The sequence below is a fragment of the Oligoflexus sp. genome, assembly GCF_035638955.1.
Classification (GTDB): domain Bacteria; phylum Bdellovibrionota_B; class Oligoflexia; order Oligoflexales; family Oligoflexaceae; genus Oligoflexus.
In genome coordinates, this window is record NZ_DASQYZ010000462.1 from 1 (window position 1) to 17,560 (window position 17,560).

The 17,560-nt window shown below is 51.2% G+C and carries 15 protein-coding genes; 8 read left to right on the forward strand and 7 right to left on the reverse strand.

Annotated features, from left to right (window positions below; genetic code table 11):
• The 4 genes from VE954_RS37860 to VE954_RS37875 form a co-directional block, all read left to right on the forward strand.
• The coding region (locus VE954_RS37860) for an ATP-binding protein (RefSeq protein WP_324962954.1) at nt 1-1,400 on the forward strand (1,400 nt) is incomplete at its 5' end.
• A 155-nt stretch (nt 1,401-1,555) separates the two neighbouring features.
• A complete protein-coding gene (locus tag VE954_RS37865; protein ID WP_324962956.1) occupies nt 1,556-1,960 on the forward strand; it encodes an HPF/RaiA family ribosome-associated protein in 405 nt (134 codons plus the stop codon).
• 200 nt (nt 1,961-2,160) lie between these two features.
• On the forward strand, nt 2,161-2,736 hold the full coding sequence (locus VE954_RS37870; protein ID WP_324962958.1) for an Hsp20/alpha crystallin family protein: 576 nt from the start codon (nt 2,161-2,163) through the stop codon (nt 2,734-2,736).
• A gap of 207 nt (nt 2,737-2,943) precedes the next feature.
• On the forward strand, nt 2,944-3,405 hold the full coding sequence (locus tag VE954_RS37875; protein ID WP_324962960.1) for an Rrf2 family transcriptional regulator: 462 nt from the start codon (nt 2,944-2,946) through the stop codon (nt 3,403-3,405).
• 7 nt (nt 3,406-3,412) lie between these two features.
• On the opposite strand, the gene VE954_RS37880 is transcribed toward VE954_RS37875, so the two are convergent.
• On the reverse strand, nt 3,413-4,072 hold the full coding sequence (locus VE954_RS37880; protein ID WP_324962962.1) for a leucine-rich repeat domain-containing protein: 660 nt from the start codon (nt 4,070-4,072) through the stop codon (nt 3,413-3,415).
• A gap of 235 nt (nt 4,073-4,307) precedes the next feature.
• Between VE954_RS37880 and VE954_RS37885 the strand changes: the two genes are divergently transcribed.
• Nucleotides 4,308-4,679 carry a DUF5679 domain-containing protein gene (locus VE954_RS37885; RefSeq protein WP_324962964.1) on the forward strand — a complete coding sequence of 124 codons (372 nt, stop codon included), beginning with the start codon at nt 4,308-4,310 and terminating at the stop codon, nt 4,677-4,679.
• Between the two features lie 31 nt (nt 4,680-4,710).
• A complete protein-coding gene (locus tag VE954_RS37890) occupies nt 4,711-7,749 on the forward strand; it encodes a WD40 repeat domain-containing protein (RefSeq protein WP_324962966.1) in 3,039 nt (1,012 codons plus the stop codon).
• Here the strand turns inward: VE954_RS37890 and VE954_RS37895 are convergent.
• From VE954_RS37895 to VE954_RS37910, 4 genes are all read right to left on the reverse strand, one after another.
• Nucleotides 7,743-8,747: a beta-ketoacyl-ACP synthase III gene (locus tag VE954_RS37895; protein ID WP_324962968.1), complete on the reverse strand. Its 1,005-nt coding sequence runs from the start codon at nt 8,745-8,747 to the stop codon at nt 7,743-7,745. The two genes, VE954_RS37890 and VE954_RS37895, sit on opposite strands and share 7 nt — an antisense overlap.
• A gap of 169 nt (nt 8,748-8,916) precedes the next feature.
• Nucleotides 8,917-10,809, reverse strand: coding sequence for a hypothetical protein (locus VE954_RS37900; RefSeq protein WP_324962970.1), 1,893 nt, complete (start codon nt 10,807-10,809; stop codon nt 8,917-8,919).
• 14 nt (nt 10,810-10,823) lie between these two features.
• Nucleotides 10,824-12,053 (reverse strand): hypothetical protein, encoded by a 1,230-nt coding sequence (locus VE954_RS37905; protein ID WP_324962972.1) that lies wholly within the window; start codon nt 12,051-12,053, stop codon nt 10,824-10,826.
• Nucleotides 12,054-12,124: 71 nt separating this feature from the next.
• Nucleotides 12,125-12,952 carry a hypothetical protein gene (locus VE954_RS37910; RefSeq protein ID WP_324962974.1) on the reverse strand — a complete coding sequence of 276 codons (828 nt, stop codon included), beginning with the start codon at nt 12,950-12,952 and terminating at the stop codon, nt 12,125-12,127.
• Nucleotides 12,953-13,336: 384 nt separating this feature from the next.
• Between VE954_RS37910 and VE954_RS37915 the strand changes: the two genes are divergently transcribed.
• Together VE954_RS37915 and VE954_RS37920 are read left to right on the forward strand one after the other, a co-directional pair.
• Entirely contained in the window at nt 13,337-14,029 is a 693-nt protein-coding gene (locus VE954_RS37915) for a response regulator transcription factor (protein WP_324962976.1), read from the forward strand.
• 11 nt (nt 14,030-14,040) lie between these two features.
• Nucleotides 14,041-15,567, forward strand: coding sequence for a sensor histidine kinase (locus VE954_RS37920; protein ID WP_324962978.1), 1,527 nt, complete (start codon nt 14,041-14,043; stop codon nt 15,565-15,567).
• On the opposite strand, the gene VE954_RS37925 is transcribed toward VE954_RS37920, so the two are convergent.
• Together VE954_RS37925 and VE954_RS37930 are read right to left on the reverse strand one after the other, a co-directional pair.
• Nucleotides 15,562-16,842: a YihY family inner membrane protein gene (locus tag VE954_RS37925; protein WP_324962980.1), complete on the reverse strand. Its 1,281-nt coding sequence runs from the start codon at nt 16,840-16,842 to the stop codon at nt 15,562-15,564. The genes VE954_RS37920 and VE954_RS37925 overlap by 6 nt on opposite strands.
• Before the next feature lie 18 nt (nt 16,843-16,860).
• Nucleotides 16,861-17,466, reverse strand: a complete 606-nt coding sequence (locus VE954_RS37930; RefSeq protein ID WP_324962982.1) for a hypothetical protein — start codon at nt 17,464-17,466, stop codon at nt 16,861-16,863.
• Nucleotides 17,467-17,560 lie beyond the last annotated feature (94 nt).

A 17,560-nucleotide genomic window follows, 5' to 3' on the forward strand; every position in this document is an offset into this window, starting at 1 on the left:
TAAACCTCACCTGTGAAATCCCCGATGAAAACTGGTTTCAGAAGCCGGCTCCTTTCGGTTCTGATGTTGGCATAGACCCCGGCATGAAAACCATCATGACCACATCGGATGGTGTGGCCCACAGCCGTGAAAATATTACCAAGCGATATGCTGAATCCATAGCGGTATTCCGCTTGGAGGGAGAGGATGTCACTGAACAGGCCTTTGAAGATTTCCTGCCGGAAGAGATGACCCTAAGGCAGATCCCCAGCCGATTGAAGATAGGCGATCGCATCCTTCAGGTTCAGGTCACAACCGTCCGCAGTGGTGGTCTTGTGGAAAGCCTTCTCTTCAGCATCATCGATGCCACCAATCTGGAAAAAGCAGAGCGGGAAAACACCCGGCACAAGGTTCTTGTCAGGCTACTGCGTGAAATCGAAGCCTTTCGCAACTTTCTTGATGAAACCCGATCCCGCTTGGAACTCAGTCGCAAATTGATTCGGGCGGGCGAGCAGCTCAAAGTAAGATCCGAGCTGCATACCATCAAAGGCAATACGGCGGCGTTTGATCTTCTGGATATTGCTGCCCTCATCCATAATATCGAAGATCACGCCACCATCGGCATCGAGTCCATTGATTTGATCGATAAGGAATTTGAATTATTCCTGCAGGAGAATCATGAAATTCTCCAGATCAGCTTTGTTGGCGAGAACCAGGATAATACACTGACGATCGATCAGAAAAATCTTGATGACATTGTCGTGCGAATCCGCGAAACCCTTTCCACGGATGAAATCCGCACCACAGTCAATGACTGGGTGGCAGACATGCGCTATAAGCAAGCCAGGATACTCATTGGCGCGCTGCCCGAATATGGTGAACGCCTGGCGTCACGTTTTGAGAAAGAGGTCGCCATTCAGGTTGAAGGGGCAGACACCCGTATGGATCCGGACGTCATGCGTCCTATCATGCATTCTTTAATCCATCTCGTGCGCAATTCCATTGATCATGGCCTGGAATCTCCGGCGGAACGGCGGGACATGGGCAAGGCGTCGAAGGGTATGATCACGATCAGCTGCGAAACGGATGCGGAACACTGGGTGGTCCATTTCGTGGACGATGGCCGCGGCATCAATGTCGGCCGGGTTGTCCAAAAGGCTTTGGATAACGGTCAAATTACCCCGGAAGCTCTCGCTGACATGTCTTATGAACAGAAGATCAGCCTGATTTTCCTAAGTGGCATCTCGACCTCGGACAATGTCACCGATATTTCGGGTCGTGGTGTGGGCATGAGCGCTGTGCATCAGGCTGTCCAGGACGCTGGCGGCCAGCTTACCATTCAGAGTCTTGAAGGTCGTGGGACCACCATCCGTGTCAGCATACCCAGGATTCGTGAGCCTGCCTATCGATTAGCCAGCTAAACGATCAAACTTAGGGGCGGACATTGATCCGCATTCCTGTAAATTTGGCATGCGCGGAATTCCGTGTTCGCCTTTTTACTCCTGTTCGACCAGCTTCGGCGCGGAAGTTGCAAAAAATAACAACGGAAACGAAGGCTCATCGACAAGGAGACTCTATGTATATTCAGGTCAATGCTCACAATTCACTCACGGCTCCCGCCAAGCTCCAATCCTGGGCTTCAGAAGAGTTGGAAAACGCTCTAAGTCGTTTCAGCACGAAGCTCTCCCGTATCGAAGTCTATTTGAGTGATGAGAATCAGGGCGCGGAAACTGCCAATGATATACGATGCTCCATAGAAGCCAAGATGGATGGATTTCCCATGATGGCTGTTGCTCATCAGGGCGACACCATCGGTGAAGCGCTTCTGGGCGCCACAGAAAAGCTGCAGAAAATACTCGATAAAAAAATCGGTAAGCTGCAACAACACAAAGGTCATACTCCAGCGGGCGGTGAGCCTTTTGCCGACGTGGCTGCGAGCGACGACGATGAGGATGTCGATCAGGAATTCGAAAAACTCTGATCAACCCGACCGATGATACCGCAGAACCACCTCGAATCCCTTCTGCGGTATGGCTCGTTTCTTCCTGATACGCGTCATGCTGCAGACGATTCCTCTACATACTTCCAAATCTTGACAATCCACCTCAGGCTTCTAGTCTTCTCCTGTTATCGTGAAACATAAATAAGTGAATTTATTTATGATTACCAGGAGGATTAGTTATGGCAAATACACCTGATCTCTGGCGTGATATGGACCGTTCTTTCTCGGGCTTGGGATCCTGGCGGCCTCTACTGAGGCAGCTGGATGATATTTTTAATGAGACCATGGACACCCGCTTCGATGATGGGACCCGGGCCCTGGTGCCCCAATGTGATCTGGAAGAATCGGAAGATCATTATCTCTTAAGTTTTGATATGCCCGGCATGGACAAGGACAACATCGATATTGAAATGCAGGGCAATGTGCTTATGGTATCGGGTGAAAGAAAATCGGAGCGGACATCAGGTGAAGGACGCTCGCGTTTTATCGAACGTCGGACGGGACGGTTCCAAAGGTCAATTCGTATGCCACAGGATGTGAAGGCGGAAGGCATTGAGGCGGATTATGTCAACGGCGTGCTTAAAATCGCGGTTCCCAAGTCAGCTGAATCCATGCGGCAGAAGATCAAAATTGGGAGCAGTGCTGGCAGTGGGATTTTTAGCAGAATAGCCAACAAGCTTGCGGGCCATGATGAGAGCCATCGGGTGGATGTCAGGTCCACAGATAATGCTCAGCAGAGTGACATGAGACATTGAAGTTCCCATCATTGACGTCGCCACCTCAGAGGAGTGATGGCGATGTCCGTAGCAAGCATCAATCTTTTTTTCAATCAAAACCTGCCGTGAAAAGATTTCTTTAATACATAAGCAGACATTGAACCTGTGGGACGGCTCGCTATAATTTCCATAGCTTGGCGTACCTTGGCAAGGAAACCGCTTCAGGTCATAAACCGTGGAGAATGTGTGGAAGTTTCCCTGTACTCTGATTATGCCTTTCGCGTGCTCATGTATCTGGCTTTGCATAGGCAAGGCCTTGTGCAAATAAAAACCATCAGTGATGCCTATCGCGTTTCCGAAAATCATCTCGTCAAAGTCGTGCAGCATTTGGTGAGACAGGGTTATGTCGCCTCGGTCCGTGGTCGAAGTGGGGGCATAAGGCTGGCCAAGGAACCTGAAAGCATTGTACTGGGAGAAGTGTTTCGCAGGACAGAACCCAGTCTCAAGCTTCTTTCTTGTTTTGAAGCCGAACATACTGCCTGCCCGATTGTCAGCATGTGCAGTCTGCAGGGTGTTTTTCAACGGGCGTTACGAAGTTTCCTGGATGAGCTGGATAAAAGGACACTGGCCAGCCTTGTCGAGCAGCCCTTGCCGATGTCATCAGCCTTGAGCATGCCTCCGCATCCGGTCGAAAAACCAACCCACTGAATCGGGTTTACTGATTGCAGAAATCGCGCAGGGCCTGGCTGGTGCCATCAGCTGTGGGACAGTTGCTGCTATTTTTATGTTCAGCGATAGGATTGTTTTTGAGATCCAGCACCATCAGAGCTGACAGACCACTGAGACCTTTCACATCCTGGATCTTGTTGCCGGCCAGATTCAGGATATAGAGTTTTTTCAAGGAACCAATCGCAGCCACATCCGTGACTTGATTGCGACCGAGATAAAGTTCCTGCAGTGTCACGAGCTCGCGAAGGGCGCTGACATCAATGACTTGATTATTATCCAGCACCAGATCCTTGAGTTTCGCCAGACGCTTGAGCGGCGAAATATCTTCGATGCGATTGCCATAGAGATGCAGCCACTGCAGATGCTCCAAATCGCCGATAGGGTTCAGGTCTTTGATGTTCTTTTCATTCAGCACCAAAAAAGTCATGCCGCGCAGTTTGGCTTCGGCATCACGGCAGGCGCTGGTGCCTGTGATTTCCATCAGGACCTTATAGGTATGAGCGGCTTCACTGGCGGGATCCGATTGTTCACATCGTGTGGCAAAGGTTTCGCTGGGGATAGCTTCCTTCAAGTTCGCGGTATCCTTGGCAGCTTTACAACTTGAAAGGCAGACAAGCAGACTGAACGCAAGCGATGCTTTTCCCATGCGGACACCTTTAAAATACTGTGACGATTTAGATTTCCAGCATAGCATGGTGCCGATCTTTGTCCAATGACCTCTAAAAGCCCGCACTGTATGTATTTTCGACAGTCCGTGGCGAAAAGAGCGCTTGACCAGCTGAAATCCTTGACCTTTTCCCAGGCAGGGCTTTTGCATGACACACAACGGGAACAGGCTGTCCCGCTGTTGTTGTTGGTCTTCCGCTGCTGTGAGGTGCTCCATGAACTACCCTGATTCCTACTGCATTAAGTGCAAAAAGCACACTGATACACTTGGCAAACATACGATCATGCTCGTCAATAATCGTCGCGCCCTGAAAGGTGTTTGTCCTATCTGCGCGACGGAAACCTACCGTTTCATGCCGAAAAAAGATGATCAGCATGTAACGCCGCCACTCTCCGTCATCTCGTCCATCAAACGTATCGATCACCAGGCACCGGTCTCGGCCGTGCTGCCCACATCAACGGCCAGACGTCTCGATCGTTACGGCCGTACGGCTCCGTCGCAGGAACTACTGTACTACGGTAGTCTCTTGGTGGTATTGGGATTGGCGCTGGCTGTGGGTTTTGTCTGGATCATGCGTCTGCTCTAACAACGTGGACCTTATGCGTTGAAGGTACGAAATGTTACGCCTCTTCTTAGTGGCTTTGCTATTTATTGGCTGCACACGTCTAAATAATACTTATGATCAAGACAGCTTGGACTGCGGTCCTGAGCTGGCTCGGGGTCAGGAATTTCTAACGGTTGTGAATTCGCGTGGTATTCGAATGCACTCTGGTTTTGAGGTTGTTAACCTCAATTCATGGAATCCAGAAGCCCTGGCGACCAGTCAGGGTTGCATTGTTAAAAAGTCAGAAGGCCGATACCTGATTCGTAGCAACGGCACGGACGAAGCGCGCGTGATGGATATGAGCCAGTACGAGAACCGCTCCCAAGTGGAACTCGAGGACTATACGGGCCAGAGCGTTGCCATTGCTTGCAAGGAGGAGGTGCGGACAGTTGGTAGCGCTTCTGCACTTCAGGGCCTGCTTCAGACGAATCTCCAATCGAATCTTCATGATGCCGTCCAACTTGAATATGAATTTGTGAAGCCCGTGCGATCACGGGCAGCTTTCAGCCTTGCGGATGCTTCCCAATCGCTGCCTTTGCTGGGGGAGACAGACGAGCGTGTTTACGAACTTAAGGTTGTCGTTTCAAATCTACTGAGTATGGGTAAAGTGGAAGCGACGTGTCGTCTGCAATTGGATCGTACTCCGCCACAGGCCTTCGTCAGCCTCAATTCCAAGAAGCCCGAGGAAGCCATAGAAGTTCACGGCACGACCCAAATTGTGCCGGTTGGTCTGGTTGATTCCATCTCTTTTCTGGCTGATATAAATGATGGTGTAACAATTTCTTACTGCCTCGTCCCTCTTAATGATGACTTTGACGAGTCGGACACGGAAGCGAAGAATACCTGGAAATCCAGTACCCAGTCCAAGGACTGCCTTGGCCATAAAGTCCTTACCGCGTCTCCTGGAACGGCCATAGCTTCCGAAGTGAAATCGGGATTCTGGTCCATTAAATTTTACGCCACAGATGCCGTTGGAAACGTGGCTCCGCCTCAGATTCAAAATATTCTGGTTTTAAATAGAGATAGTCATCAACGGGTAAGAGACATCGCGCTCGCAGGTATCGGAGCGAAATCTTCCATGCGTGTGGTGGAAAATGCGCTTCGGGCAGAAGTTCTACGAAACAACCTGCCGACTCGGTACGAACGGAATTTGGAAAAGAATATTGTTCTTTCCGGCCTCTTGCGAGCCTACTATCAGGAAGCAATAGCAGTGGAAATCAATGCAAATCAGGCATACATCAAGGCGATTGCTGTCAGCGAGAACGGACAGTTCCTGGTGTCGACGTCATATGATGGGACATTGAACCTGTGGAATATCGCAACGGGACAGAATATATGGAGTGTGAGTTCAAAAATGCTGCACGCTATCGCGATATCCCCTAATGGCAAGTATATTGTCGGAATAGATCAGAGTTCATCAGTTGTGGCTTTCGATGGTGAAAACGGCAGCTATTTGCGTACGATCAAATTATATGATCGATCGAAAGAGATCCCGCACAAGATTCAATTTGGACCTGATAACTTGAGTGTGCTGATAGATTCGGGCAATGACATTGAGATTTGGAGTTTTGAGGAAGGAAAAATTCTACGGGTGCTGCAGGGTCACACCAAGGGCATTCATGATTTCAAAGTTGTCCCTGGTCGGCAGATGGTCGTCAGCGTCGCAGCGGACAGAACACTGCGATACTGGGATTTTGCAACGGCAGTCAACCTGAAAATCATAGAGACATCGACGATATTTTCTTCATCCAAGCCTCCGGATCCCGATCAGATCGCCATAAGTTCAGACGGCAAGAGAATTGTGGTCATGTTCACGAGGGATGGTGCTGCTACTTGGAACGATGAAGGCGTTTTTGTCGACCGGGCCTGGAAACTGTCAACTTCCACATCACTCATCGCCGTGAAGCGGGACGGTACTCTATTCACTGCGGACGCGGACATCAAAGTCTGGGCCGCAGATGATATTAAACAGACATTGCACGAAGATACAGCTCCCATTCTCGAAATGTTTCTCTCACCGGATGAGCGGCGCTTAATTACGGCCTCTGATGATTCAACGATTCGCATTTGGAATTTGGAGACAATTAAAGAGAAGCAAGTTCTGCAAGCGCCGCATGAGATCACGTCCTTGGTTTACTCTCGGGACGGTGAGAATTTGATTTCCGGCTCGATGGGGTCTGGAGATCTCCTGTTATGGCCGCTCAAAAATAGCAACACACCGATAACTCTTGCAAAGCATAAAGAAGTCGTGGGAGCCTTGGCTATCAGCGGCGATGGAAAACATCTGGTTTCCGGTGACTACGGAGGAAATATCATAGTTCAGAACTACCCGGGCGCCTGCTGCCGGACATTCGAATTCAAACCTGTTGAAGCCATCTCCTCTGTTTCTCTCTCGCATGATGGGCGCTACCTTGTCGCCACAACGACCAATGGAGGCGCGAAACTTTGGGACATGGGTGGCTCAGGTGAGCCACTTGACGTGGCAGGTCCCATGGCAGGGACAGTCGCAGCCATAAGCCCGGACGGCTCGCGCATCGCAGTTGCAGGACTTAATGCTCAAAGTAATATAGACATACGAGATAGCCAGAGTGGAAAAGTGCTTTTTAGTCTCATGGGAAATTCCGGATTTATGAACGGGCTTCCCATGTCGGCGGATGGTCAAAGACTTGCCGCGTTTGGCCCTTCCGGCAATTCCATCAATGTTTGGGATCTGCCCTCACATAAAATGGTATCCAGGGTGGTAGGCGACTATCAAGGTGTGGTTATGACCCTGGCGATCACTCCCACCGGGTCCCGAGCTATTGCTGGTACGCTCAATGGCAAGATTCTTATGATTGATTTTGAGCAAGAGCAGCAGATATCGATTCCTATGCATGGAAGCTTGCCGTCTATTGGCGTCGCCATTGCTCCAGACGGCCGCACCTTTGCGACCGGGGGTTATGATAAGATGATGCGCATTTGGGATTTCGATAACGGGCCACTTCATGAGAACATCTGTGCCCGTTTGAAGTCGTATTTGGACCCTGAACTTTGCCGCGGTTTCAGTCAATAACGAACAATGGCGCCTGCCCAGGTGAAACCAGCGCCAAAAGCCGCCATGAGAATCGTCTGCCCGCGAGCGATCTTGCCAGCCCGAATCGTCTCATCCAGCAGCATGGGAATGGAAGCGGCAGAGCAATTGCCGTATTTCTGGATGTTACTGTGAACCTTGTACGAAGGAATCGACAGGAGCTCAGCAACCTTTTCATTGATACGAATATTCGCTTGGTGAAAAAGGAAGTGATCAATCGCATCGATACTGAGGCCTTCTTTTTCCAAGACCTCCTTCACAACCTGAGTCAGGCGTTCAACGGCATGTTTGAAGACATAACGCCCTTCCATGAACGGAAACATCCGACCGGCCTGCCGATCCTCTTCAGTCAGCCAGACTCCTTTACTTGTGCCTGGCTTTTCAACCCAAAGGCGATCCGCAAATTGGCCCTGGGAATGAAGAACAACTGAACTGACACCGACATTGTCCTCGGTTGCTTCCAAAACCACAGAGCCCGATCCATCGCCAAACAGAACGGCAACATCACGGCCGCGCGTGGTCCAGTCCAAGAGCGGTGAGTGTGCCTCGGCGCCGACTACAAGAACCCGCTTGTATTGTCCAGCTTCAATAAAGAGCTTGGCGACGTTCAAAGAATAAATGAAACCCGAGCACTGACAGCGCAGATCCATCGAGGGCGTGGTCTCGAGCCCGAGCTTATGCTGCAGAACTGCGGAAACGCCAGGGAACTGGTGATCGGGTGAAAGGGTGGCAACGATGATCAGATCAATACTCTCAGGCGTGCAGTTGGCCTCGGCCAGCGCAATGCGAGCGGATTCGACGGCAAGATCCGAGGTTGCAATTCCGCCTTCGATGACATGGCGTTCTTCGATTCCCGAACGCTGACGAATCCACTCGTCCGAGGTGTCCATGAATTGTTCCAGATCCTGATTTTTAAGAACCTTGGGCGGAACATAAAGACCAGTTCCCGCGATGCGGGCGCGAATTTTAGTTGCGGTCATCGAAAACTCCCCTCACCAATTTCGGCCTGAATCAGCCAAAATAACTAAGGAGGGGATCATACCCTCCTTTCGAGTTGAGGTCAAAATCAACGATGCTGTGAAAGTGTTGGTCAAAAGGGATTAAATTCAGGCGGGTAGGGGCGTTGGGAGCCCCTACAAGGGACCGAAATCACTCCTCCCACATCGAGATTCCAGCCTCATAAAGATAAGGCCCGCCGCGTGTGAACAGGGATTTACCTGTCAATATGTCGAGGGAGCTCTGCAAACGGTTCGGGTACAGCTCAAAGGTCAAGGTGGTGTCCTTGATTTCCTCAGGTTTCAAATCCATGAAATAATCTGGTGAGGCTTCATTCTTGGGCTTATAACCGAGCCCAACAGCCTCGGGATCATCGAGCACCATGCTGAATTCAATGCGGCCTTTATCTGGATTCATACTCAATGTTGCTGGGCGCAGAGTTTCTGAGCCTGTGAGTTGGGTCAGTCCAGCAGGGCAAGGGAATGACGCCAGATTCACCTTATCGTAACAACCTTCAAAGATCTGATTATTATGAGCTTCAAAGGTTATGGTGGCCCGCATTATAGTGGGTGTATGCGTCACAGTCATGCGATAGGCAATAAAACCAAATGCAACATTGCCAGCATTGGCAGCCCGAATACCGGCACGCAAAGCGTCGCTGGCATCCGCGGTCAAACGATCGCGCTCGGTTCGATGGAAGGTCAGATCCTTTTGTAAAGCGGACAATTCCGCCTCCTTTTGATCCTTGATCACCCGATCGTCCGGATTGAGCGCAAAGACCTTGTCGAGGAAGATGTTATTAATCGTAGTGATGGATTCCTGGTTCAGGCCCAGACTTTCAGCAGATGGCTGTGTCAACGTTTTGCTTGGCGCCAGAGCGTGGAAATAATAATCCGAGTTGCTGGACTGCGGAGTGCCGACAGTCGGACGCTGGCCAAAATACTTGATGGCATCCGACATGGTTTTAAGGTCGTCCCGCTCTTTGACCACGATCAAGGCCGAGTTAAATTCCACGAGCAGTTTGGAGGCCTGGGGCGTCTCGCTTTTCCAGGTGCGTGCGAACACGCCGCAAATGAAGGAATAGGCGGGATCCAGAAGATTGATGCACGACTGTTCCGTTCCGATCGACGGTTTACCGCTTTGCAAGGCGGTTTGGAAGTACACCTTCTTCTTATAGATATTGTCCTTCACCAGCGTGGATGCCGGTTTGATGTAAGGACTTGAAATCGTCTCATCTGCCATCAGGATTTTCCGGAAGATCTCCGTTTTTTCCTTGTCGTCAAAAATCGGTTTTAAAAGGTCCGCAAGGCCCACACCGTTTTGGGTCAACAAAGCGCCGCTCTTGACGACCCCCTCTTGCCACATACACGTAAAATAATTCCCGTTGGTGCAGGATTCCCCTTGGAAGTAACCACGGGACGCATAGTAGTTCTCGCAGAGCTGGTTCGGGCTCGGCCGCTGCGTGTAACCATCGACAGCCATGTTTGCAAATATAGGGTGAGATGCAAATTCCACAATCTTGGCATCGCAGTAATTAGCAAAAATCGATTGCAGTCGGGCATTATCGTCGGGACTCAAAGCCAGGGCTGCCGAGGCTTCATCGAACCAGCCCGCAAACGCCTTTTGCCGATCGGCCAGAGGCACAGGCACGGCTCGACCTTGCGCTTCGGTTAAAAAGACTTTCAGCTCTTCCTGCTTCTTTTTGATCTCGGTGACGACCGTCCCCGAATCGCCATAACGATTATCAAAGTCCTTTTCGTTGCCCACAAACGTTTTAGCGTCCGCGGCCTTGATTCGAGTGACTTCAGACGCACGAATCACTTCCGCCAGTTGATTCACGTCCCCTGTGGGATTCAGAATCAACATTGTGCTCTTATAACTGACGGCTGATTTTCCGCCCTGAAGCGCAAAAACATTATCAGAAATCGCTGGAAATGGCGGAACGTCCAGCGTTTCCACCGATTGTCTATTGGCATCAGCGCCTTTGCCGCAACCGGTGAGGGCTGCCAGGCCGAGGACGACCATTCCGAAATATTTCAAATTCATGATGATTCCCTCGATTAAAAAAACAGGTTGATATCCATTTGGGCAAAGTCAGTGATCGGCGTGTTGCGGCTCGCCAGCTGCCGGCGGTATTCCATCGAAATGCTGGCAGGCAAAGGAAATTCCTTACGCCGGAAAGCTTCCACGGTTGAGTATCCCACCCGCGCCTGAGCATATTCAGCATTTTGATCGGTCCAACGCTGCAGTTCATTTTTCGAATCGATTTCCGATACTTCGTAGCGGTCGCCAAACTTACGATAATAAAGCGCACCCAGTCCCGCGGTAACGCCTGTCACCAGCGATTCATACTGAACGGACAAGCCACCATCGACCTTGTCACCGTATTTGAATTCGGTGGAGTTCACGGGCACTTCGATACTTTCGTCATAAGTCTTCCAGGGAATACGGCGTCGATCAGGTGCTTGGTAGGTATACCTAGCAAACTGGTTGAGGAACACGCTACTGGTCAGCTGCTGATCAAAGGTGAGCTGGGAGAAAACGTCCCACTGTCCGTCACCCAGAGGCAAGTCGGTGAGAATGCTAGGGCTATCACGTCGGCCGGTAGGCACGACCACACCGCCAGTCACGGCGAATTTCAAGACATCCTGATTAACCGCGCGGTATTTTAGGGCGAGGGTGGTATCTCCCCAGCCGGTCTGATTCCAGCTGCCAAGTTGAGAATAATTATACTTCACGAGCTTGCGGTTCAGGCGGCCAATGGCATCGCGGAACTTTTCCACGGCTTCCTGGGCAGAACCATAGTTGTTCATGGAATCGGTGGTCAAACGGGCCAGAAAATCTTCGGCACCTTGATTGGTGCGGAAACCAGGTTCGATGTCTGTGCTGGTGCTGTAATAAGGAACAGCAACCGCAAGGGTCATGTCGTTGCTTAGGCCCCAACCGACAATGGGAGCCCAAACGTTAATGCGTGCATTCAGGTCAGCATAAAAATCGCCAACCGATTGTTCCTTGCTAATACCTTGTTGAACCAGAAAGGCTTCCAGCTGTGTTCGTTTCAGTGGGTCGTCTTCGGTCGAGAGAATGCTGCGGAAGCGGAGAGGACGCCAAAGGGCTTCAGCGAGGGAAATGGAATTGCCGTTCGGATCTGTTTTCTCGCTGGTGCTCGTGTAAAGTCCTCTAATATTAAGATTGCGAACGCCTTGCGGTAGAGTTTTCGTGGACTCAAACGCGGAAGCCGCCCCGGCGCTGAGAAGAAGCGCGAAGGCAAGAACGTGATTCCTGTGCATGGCTTTGTGTCCTCACAAACACAAGGGGGCTTAAGCCCCCCCATGAGATTTATTTATGATATATCAGCGATTTAGAGGGTAGCCTTCAGCGCGGTTACGTGCTTCACGCAATCCACGGTTTCAGCGCGAATGAATTCCGGAATCAGACCTTCTTCAAGGTAGGCTGGGAAATCAGTCAAAGCCTGATCGGCAACAATTTTAGCGTCACCAGGTCTTTTCAGTTCTTTGAGGGTGATGATTTTACGACGGAAGTTTTCGCAGAAGAGCGCGCCTTCCGCGTTACCCGGATAAGCGTCTTTTTCCAAAGCCTCATCAATCAATTTCAGAGCTTCGTCTGGATTGTAAATTCCACCAGGAAGACCTATGGCTTCAGGGTTGCCTTTGACAGCTGCTTTTACGCGGAGGAGACCACCGCCTTCGTAAGTTCTTCCGCCTTGTGTGGGGAGGCCAGCTTCCAAAGACTTGTTCAGGTCTGGTAAGAGGGCCAAGCGCTGGAACGGAGTGGAAACTTCGGCTTCATAAGCAATGCAAGCCGCGCGGTAGTAGTAATACACAGGCGATTCAAAACCGAGATTTTTTTCGTTTATTGCTTCAACGCCCACTTTCCAGCAGTCGTTGAAGATTTTTTTGCGAGCCGCACGGTCGGTGTCACCCACTGTGGTGTAGTAGTGATTGCCTTCAAAGATGGTCGCCCGCAGGTAACCTTCGGCAGCACGAATAAGGTCGGCGTCTTTGGCGCCTTGATCAAGAATGGCCTTATAAGCAGCGCGGGCTTCTTGAGCTGCAGCAATTGAAGTATCACGCAGAGCGTACTTGGCATCAGCCGTTGTGAAGTCGGCAGCCTGTGCGCTCATGCTTAAGCCGAGAGCCAAAGCCGCAAGCAATTGTGTCTTAACCATAAAAAGCCTCCTGAAATTGAGCGGTTTAAGAACCTGTACTGAAGTTTCGCCAAGCTACCTATCAGTGTAGCTGTTGTCAATTGATTAGCAGGAAAGATAGATTCAGTCGTTGCTAGAAAACTTGCAGTGGCTTTGACCGGTGGAGAACTTGTGTGACAAGTGTTTGCTAGCTTCAACGAAAGGTATTGAAGTGATTTGCGGGGAAGTGATCAGTAAAAGCGGCAAATTGGAGGGAGTAAGGGTCAATTTCAGACAAGTGTACGCTGAGCCGAATTTTTTTCTCATAATTCTCTGAAAGGACTTAGGGGACTTTCATTCAGGGCGAATTATCTTGTCACCATACCCGTCTTTCAGTATGGGAACAGTGTCATAAGGGAGGGAACTATGCGTATCTTGGTTGTCGAGGATGACAAAGCTTTGTCCAACCTGCTTGTGCGCGCTTTGCGCGAAGAGTCCTATGCTGTCGATTTGGCTCAGGATGGGCAGGAAGCCGAATGGTTGGCTTATGAAAACCCATATGACGCCATCGTTCTGGACCTCATGCTCCCTATCAAAGATGGGCTGACTGTCCTGCGGAATCTCAGAGCAGGCGGCATTAGCACACCCGTGCTGATCCTGACGGCCAAGGATACCGCTCAGGATGTGGTCAAAGGCCTTGATGAAGGCGGTGATGACTATCTGAAAAAACCCTTTAGCCTGGACGAACTTCTGGCCCGCGTTCGCGCCCTGCTTCGCCGCAAGGATACCGATATTGCGACCGTCATTGAAGTGGGTCCCATCCGCATCGATCCTTCCAAAAAAATGGTGACCCGCGAGGGCCGGCCCATTGAGTTGACAGCCAAGGAATATGCTTTGATGGAGTACTTCGGCCGTAACGCCGGCGTCGTCCTCAGCCGGACCCAGTTGTCCGAACATGTCTGGGATATGAATTTTGAACCCACTTCGAATGTTGTCGACGTTTATGTAGGTTATCTGCGAAATAAGATTGATAAGCCCTGGGAGAGTAACTTCATTAAGACCATGCGTGGTCACGGCTATATGCTGGATGTTGAAGGTCGCTCGGCTGCGGACGCTTGAAGGAGATGCGCGTGCTATCACGAATCCCGATTCGAATCCGGCTGTCCGCCGGTCATGCGGTTTGGATGGCTCTGATTTTTGTGGCAATCGGGATCGGTGTCTCCAAAGTTGTGGAAGACTCGGTCATGCAATCGCTGGACGCCACCCTGATGACTTCGGCGAAAACCCTCCGCGATTCTCAGCATGTGCAGCAGCAGAAACTCTCGGCTTATCAGGATCCCCACGATTGGGAAGCCATTATCGATGAATTTTTTGGCAGCCGCCGTTATGTGCGGGCTTACGGGCAGCTCATCGATCCCTCGGGAAAAGTGCGGGCACGCGCCAGCAATATTCGAGTGAACCTCGCGGTTTCCACGGCCGCCCTGGAACGTGCGAAAATGGGGCAGGAAACGTATGAAACCTATCGGATTGCATCCGGCGGTTCTTTGCGGCAGCTCACCCTTCCTGTAATGCGCCAAGGGCAGTTCACAGATGACCTGATTCAGGTAGCGGCGACCATGAGCGGTTCGCTCACGACTATTCATAATGTTCGTACGATGCTTTGGATTACACTCGGCCTGGGTTTTGTGGTGTCCCTGGTGTTTGGTTATCTCCTCACCAGCTGGTCGCTGAAACCTGTGACGCGGATTACCCGCGAAGTGGCCGCACTGGGTTTTACCGATAACTTTGATCGGCGCCTGAAACTGCCGTCTGCCGAGGATGAACTGCGCCTTCTGGTTCGAACCTTCAATGAGATGCTGGGTCGGATTGAGGACGCCTTTGGCCGCTTGCGCCGCTTCGCAGGGGACGTCAGTCACGAGCTGCGCACACCCATCGCTGTTCTGCGCGGTGAAGCCGAGTTGGCTTTACGCCGTGAACGCTCGCCAGAAGAATATAAATCGTCCATGCGTACGATCGTGCATGAAGCCGAGCAGATGTCGGGTATCGTTGAAAATCTGCTGCTGCTCGCCCGAGCGCAGGGTGAGGCCATTCAAATCAATCTGGAAGAGGCTGGCCTCGAGCGGTTCGTCGAAGAGCTGAAGCATTCCGTGGAAAAAAACTTCAGTGAAAAACAGGTCACGCTCGCTGTGGATACCACCGAGTGTCAGGGTAAAACGGCGAAGATGGCCTCAGGGTATGTGACGCTGGCTCTGAAGAATATCCTACTAAATGCCTGCAAGCATTCCAGTCCGGGTCAAACGGTTGAGCTGAAAGTTCTGGACCGTGTTACCGAATGGCGGTTTGAAATCAAAGATTATGGTGAAGGCATAGCCAAGGAAGCCTTGCCTTATATCTTCGATCTTTTCTATCGCGCCGATACTGCCCGCAATCGTTCATCCGGTGGTGTGGGTATTGGCCTCAGTCTGGCGAAAGCCCTGGTGTCGCTCCATAACGGGCGCATTGAAGTCACTTCCGAAGCGAAGCAGGGCGCGACCTTTAGCGTAATTTTACCCCGTGAAATCGATGCGACGCAGAAAGCCACGCATCGACCGATGGTGCAGCGTATTCGCAGTTGTCGTCCGTTCGATTGGTTCCGCCGCCGCGTCTTCACATCATGAAGCCCGGAGGTCCTCGGCCAGCGCTTTATTCTCGCCGTTTAAATAGGAATGGATGAGGGCCGTGTAGCGGCCATCTTCGGCATGAGGCAGCTGGGTGACACGCATCCAGTGATCCTCTTCACCCAGAAGCCGCTTTTTCAGCTCCGCATAGGAAAGCTGATGCGCCGGCATGCGGGGAAAATAAGAATTACTCCCAAGACTCGACAGCTCACCGCTTTGCAGTGGCATGGCCAAGCCTTCCTTTTCCAAAGTATGCAGCGCAAGTCGCACCGGGCTCATGGAAACGCCTAATTCCTGAGCGATGGTTTCCGGTAGGGCTCCCTTGCCGTTATTGGCTTCATAGCTGCGATAGATGGCCAGCAAAACCAGAAAGGGCATAAGGGCGTGAAAGTAAGGGTCACGGACATGCTCGGAGATGGCTTCGACATGAACCTCTTCCCGCAACCAGCCTTCCATGCTGCGTTTGGTAATCAAGGCGCCCAGCAGAGTGATGAACCAGATCACATAGAGCCAAAAGAGAAAGATCGGAACCGCGGACAGGGCCCCGTAGACGGCCTGATAGCTGGTGAAGCTATTGATGTAGAGCGAGAAGAATTTAATCGCGAGAGCTAAAAATAAGGTGCTGATGCCCGCACCAATACAGGCATGTTTGATGGGAACGACCCGATTCGGTACCACTTTGTAGAGCAGAAAGAAAAATCCACCCATACTGAGGACGTAAATAAAATCGCCCAGGAGCAGCATGGCAATCGACACATCCACATACTTTGAAACAATCTTATTGGTGGAGAGCGTGCCGATGGATACGGCCAGCATGAAGGTGCCGAGCGTAAGGAAGGTCCAGAAATAGATAAAGCGCATGAGGAGGGGGCGGGCCTGTTGAATTTCAAAGATACGGTTGAGCGCCATCTCGATTTCACGGAGCAGAAGAATCAAGGCAACCATCATACCAACAAAGCCGGTCATCCCGATTTTTTGAAAATCCGTATTGGCCAGGAAAGTTTCGAGGTACTCCACCGCCTGGCTGCCACTGCCGGTCGCCAGATTTCTCAGGATGAAATCCTCGATCTGGGTGATCATGGTCGAGTCTTTGCCAAACATCGGCGTGAAGAGGGATACGAGAGCGAAGGAGGCAGCCAGGGACGGAATGAGCGAGAACAAAGTTACATAAGCCATGGCGTAGGCATATTTTACGATATCCGTGCGGGCAATATCATCTTTCAGAATCACCAGAATCTCGACTGCCCGAGATTTTTTAATCGACGCCCAATCCATGGCTTATCCTTGTCCACATCAGTGCAGATGCGTTTCACTGTGTCCACGCTGGTCGATCCAGGTTTGAATCGCAGGCCAGGTTTTGTTCCACCAGTCTTCCGCAATGCGGGCTTCCATAAAGCGGCGAAACACAACGTCCAGTGTCTCGGTTAAAATCTCTGTCATCTTGAGGCGATAAGCGAGCGAAGGCCGTTGGAGCGAGCCACCATCACCGGCAATGGCGGGCGCGGGGATCGTGATGCCTTTGGGGGCGAGGTCCTTGGCGCTCATCATACAAAAAAAGTCGCCATACGGGTCTATGTGCAGGCCTAGTTTCACTTCCTTGACGCCTTTGCCCGTCTGCAGAGCCGATTCCGCTTCGATACTGCGGCTGGGCTCGCCACCTTTCAGAGTGTGGACATGGGCCTTGGCATCATCCGACTCCAGAACAAGGCGGTCTTCGATCCAAAGTTTGACCAAATACTCCTGAGGATCGTTAGGTAATTGAAAACGGCTGGGATTCTGATCGGATTCAATGTAGTACCAAAGCCACAGAAGAAAGTCCGCGGCCAGAAAACCCTTCGCCTGGGTGATGTCGTTCCACTGCTTGAGCTGTTCGAGTTGCAGTTCGTCCTTGGAGACCATAAGTTGAAAGAACTCCTGTCTGGAGGTAACGGGCTGCTCTGGTTGCAAGATTCCGATCATATCGAAAGGCCTGCCCACTGTCAGCATCGATTGG

Coding starts and splice junctions, on each gene's coding strand:
- VE954_RS37865 (WP_324962956.1), top strand. CDS start 1,556: ATGTATATTCAGGTCAATGCTCACAATTCACTCACGGCTCCCGCCAAG.
- VE954_RS37925 (WP_324962980.1), bottom strand. CDS start 16,842: ATGGATTGGGCGTCGATTAAAAAATCTCGGGCAGTCGAGATTCTGGTG.
- VE954_RS37915 (WP_324962976.1), top strand. CDS start 13,337: ATGCGTATCTTGGTTGTCGAGGATGACAAAGCTTTGTCCAACCTGCTT.
- VE954_RS37870 (WP_324962958.1), top strand. CDS start 2,161: ATGGCAAATACACCTGATCTCTGGCGTGATATGGACCGTTCTTTCTCG.
- VE954_RS37930 (WP_324962982.1), bottom strand. CDS start 17,466: ATGGTCTCCAAGGACGAACTGCAACTCGAACAGCTCAAGCAGTGGAAC.
- VE954_RS37880 (WP_324962962.1), bottom strand. CDS start 4,072: ATGGGAAAAGCATCGCTTGCGTTCAGTCTGCTTGTCTGCCTTTCAAGT.
- VE954_RS37905 (WP_324962972.1), bottom strand. CDS start 12,053: ATGCACAGGAATCACGTTCTTGCCTTCGCGCTTCTTCTCAGCGCCGGG.
- VE954_RS37895 (WP_324962968.1), bottom strand. CDS start 8,747: ATGACCGCAACTAAAATTCGCGCCCGCATCGCGGGAACTGGTCTTTAT.
- VE954_RS37900 (WP_324962970.1), bottom strand. CDS start 10,809: ATGAATTTGAAATATTTCGGAATGGTCGTCCTCGGCCTGGCAGCCCTC.
- VE954_RS37890 (WP_324962966.1), top strand. CDS start 4,711: ATGTTACGCCTCTTCTTAGTGGCTTTGCTATTTATTGGCTGCACACGT.
- VE954_RS37885 (WP_324962964.1), top strand. CDS start 4,308: ATGAACTACCCTGATTCCTACTGCATTAAGTGCAAAAAGCACACTGAT.
- VE954_RS37910 (WP_324962974.1), bottom strand. CDS start 12,952: ATGGTTAAGACACAATTGCTTGCGGCTTTGGCTCTCGGCTTAAGCATG.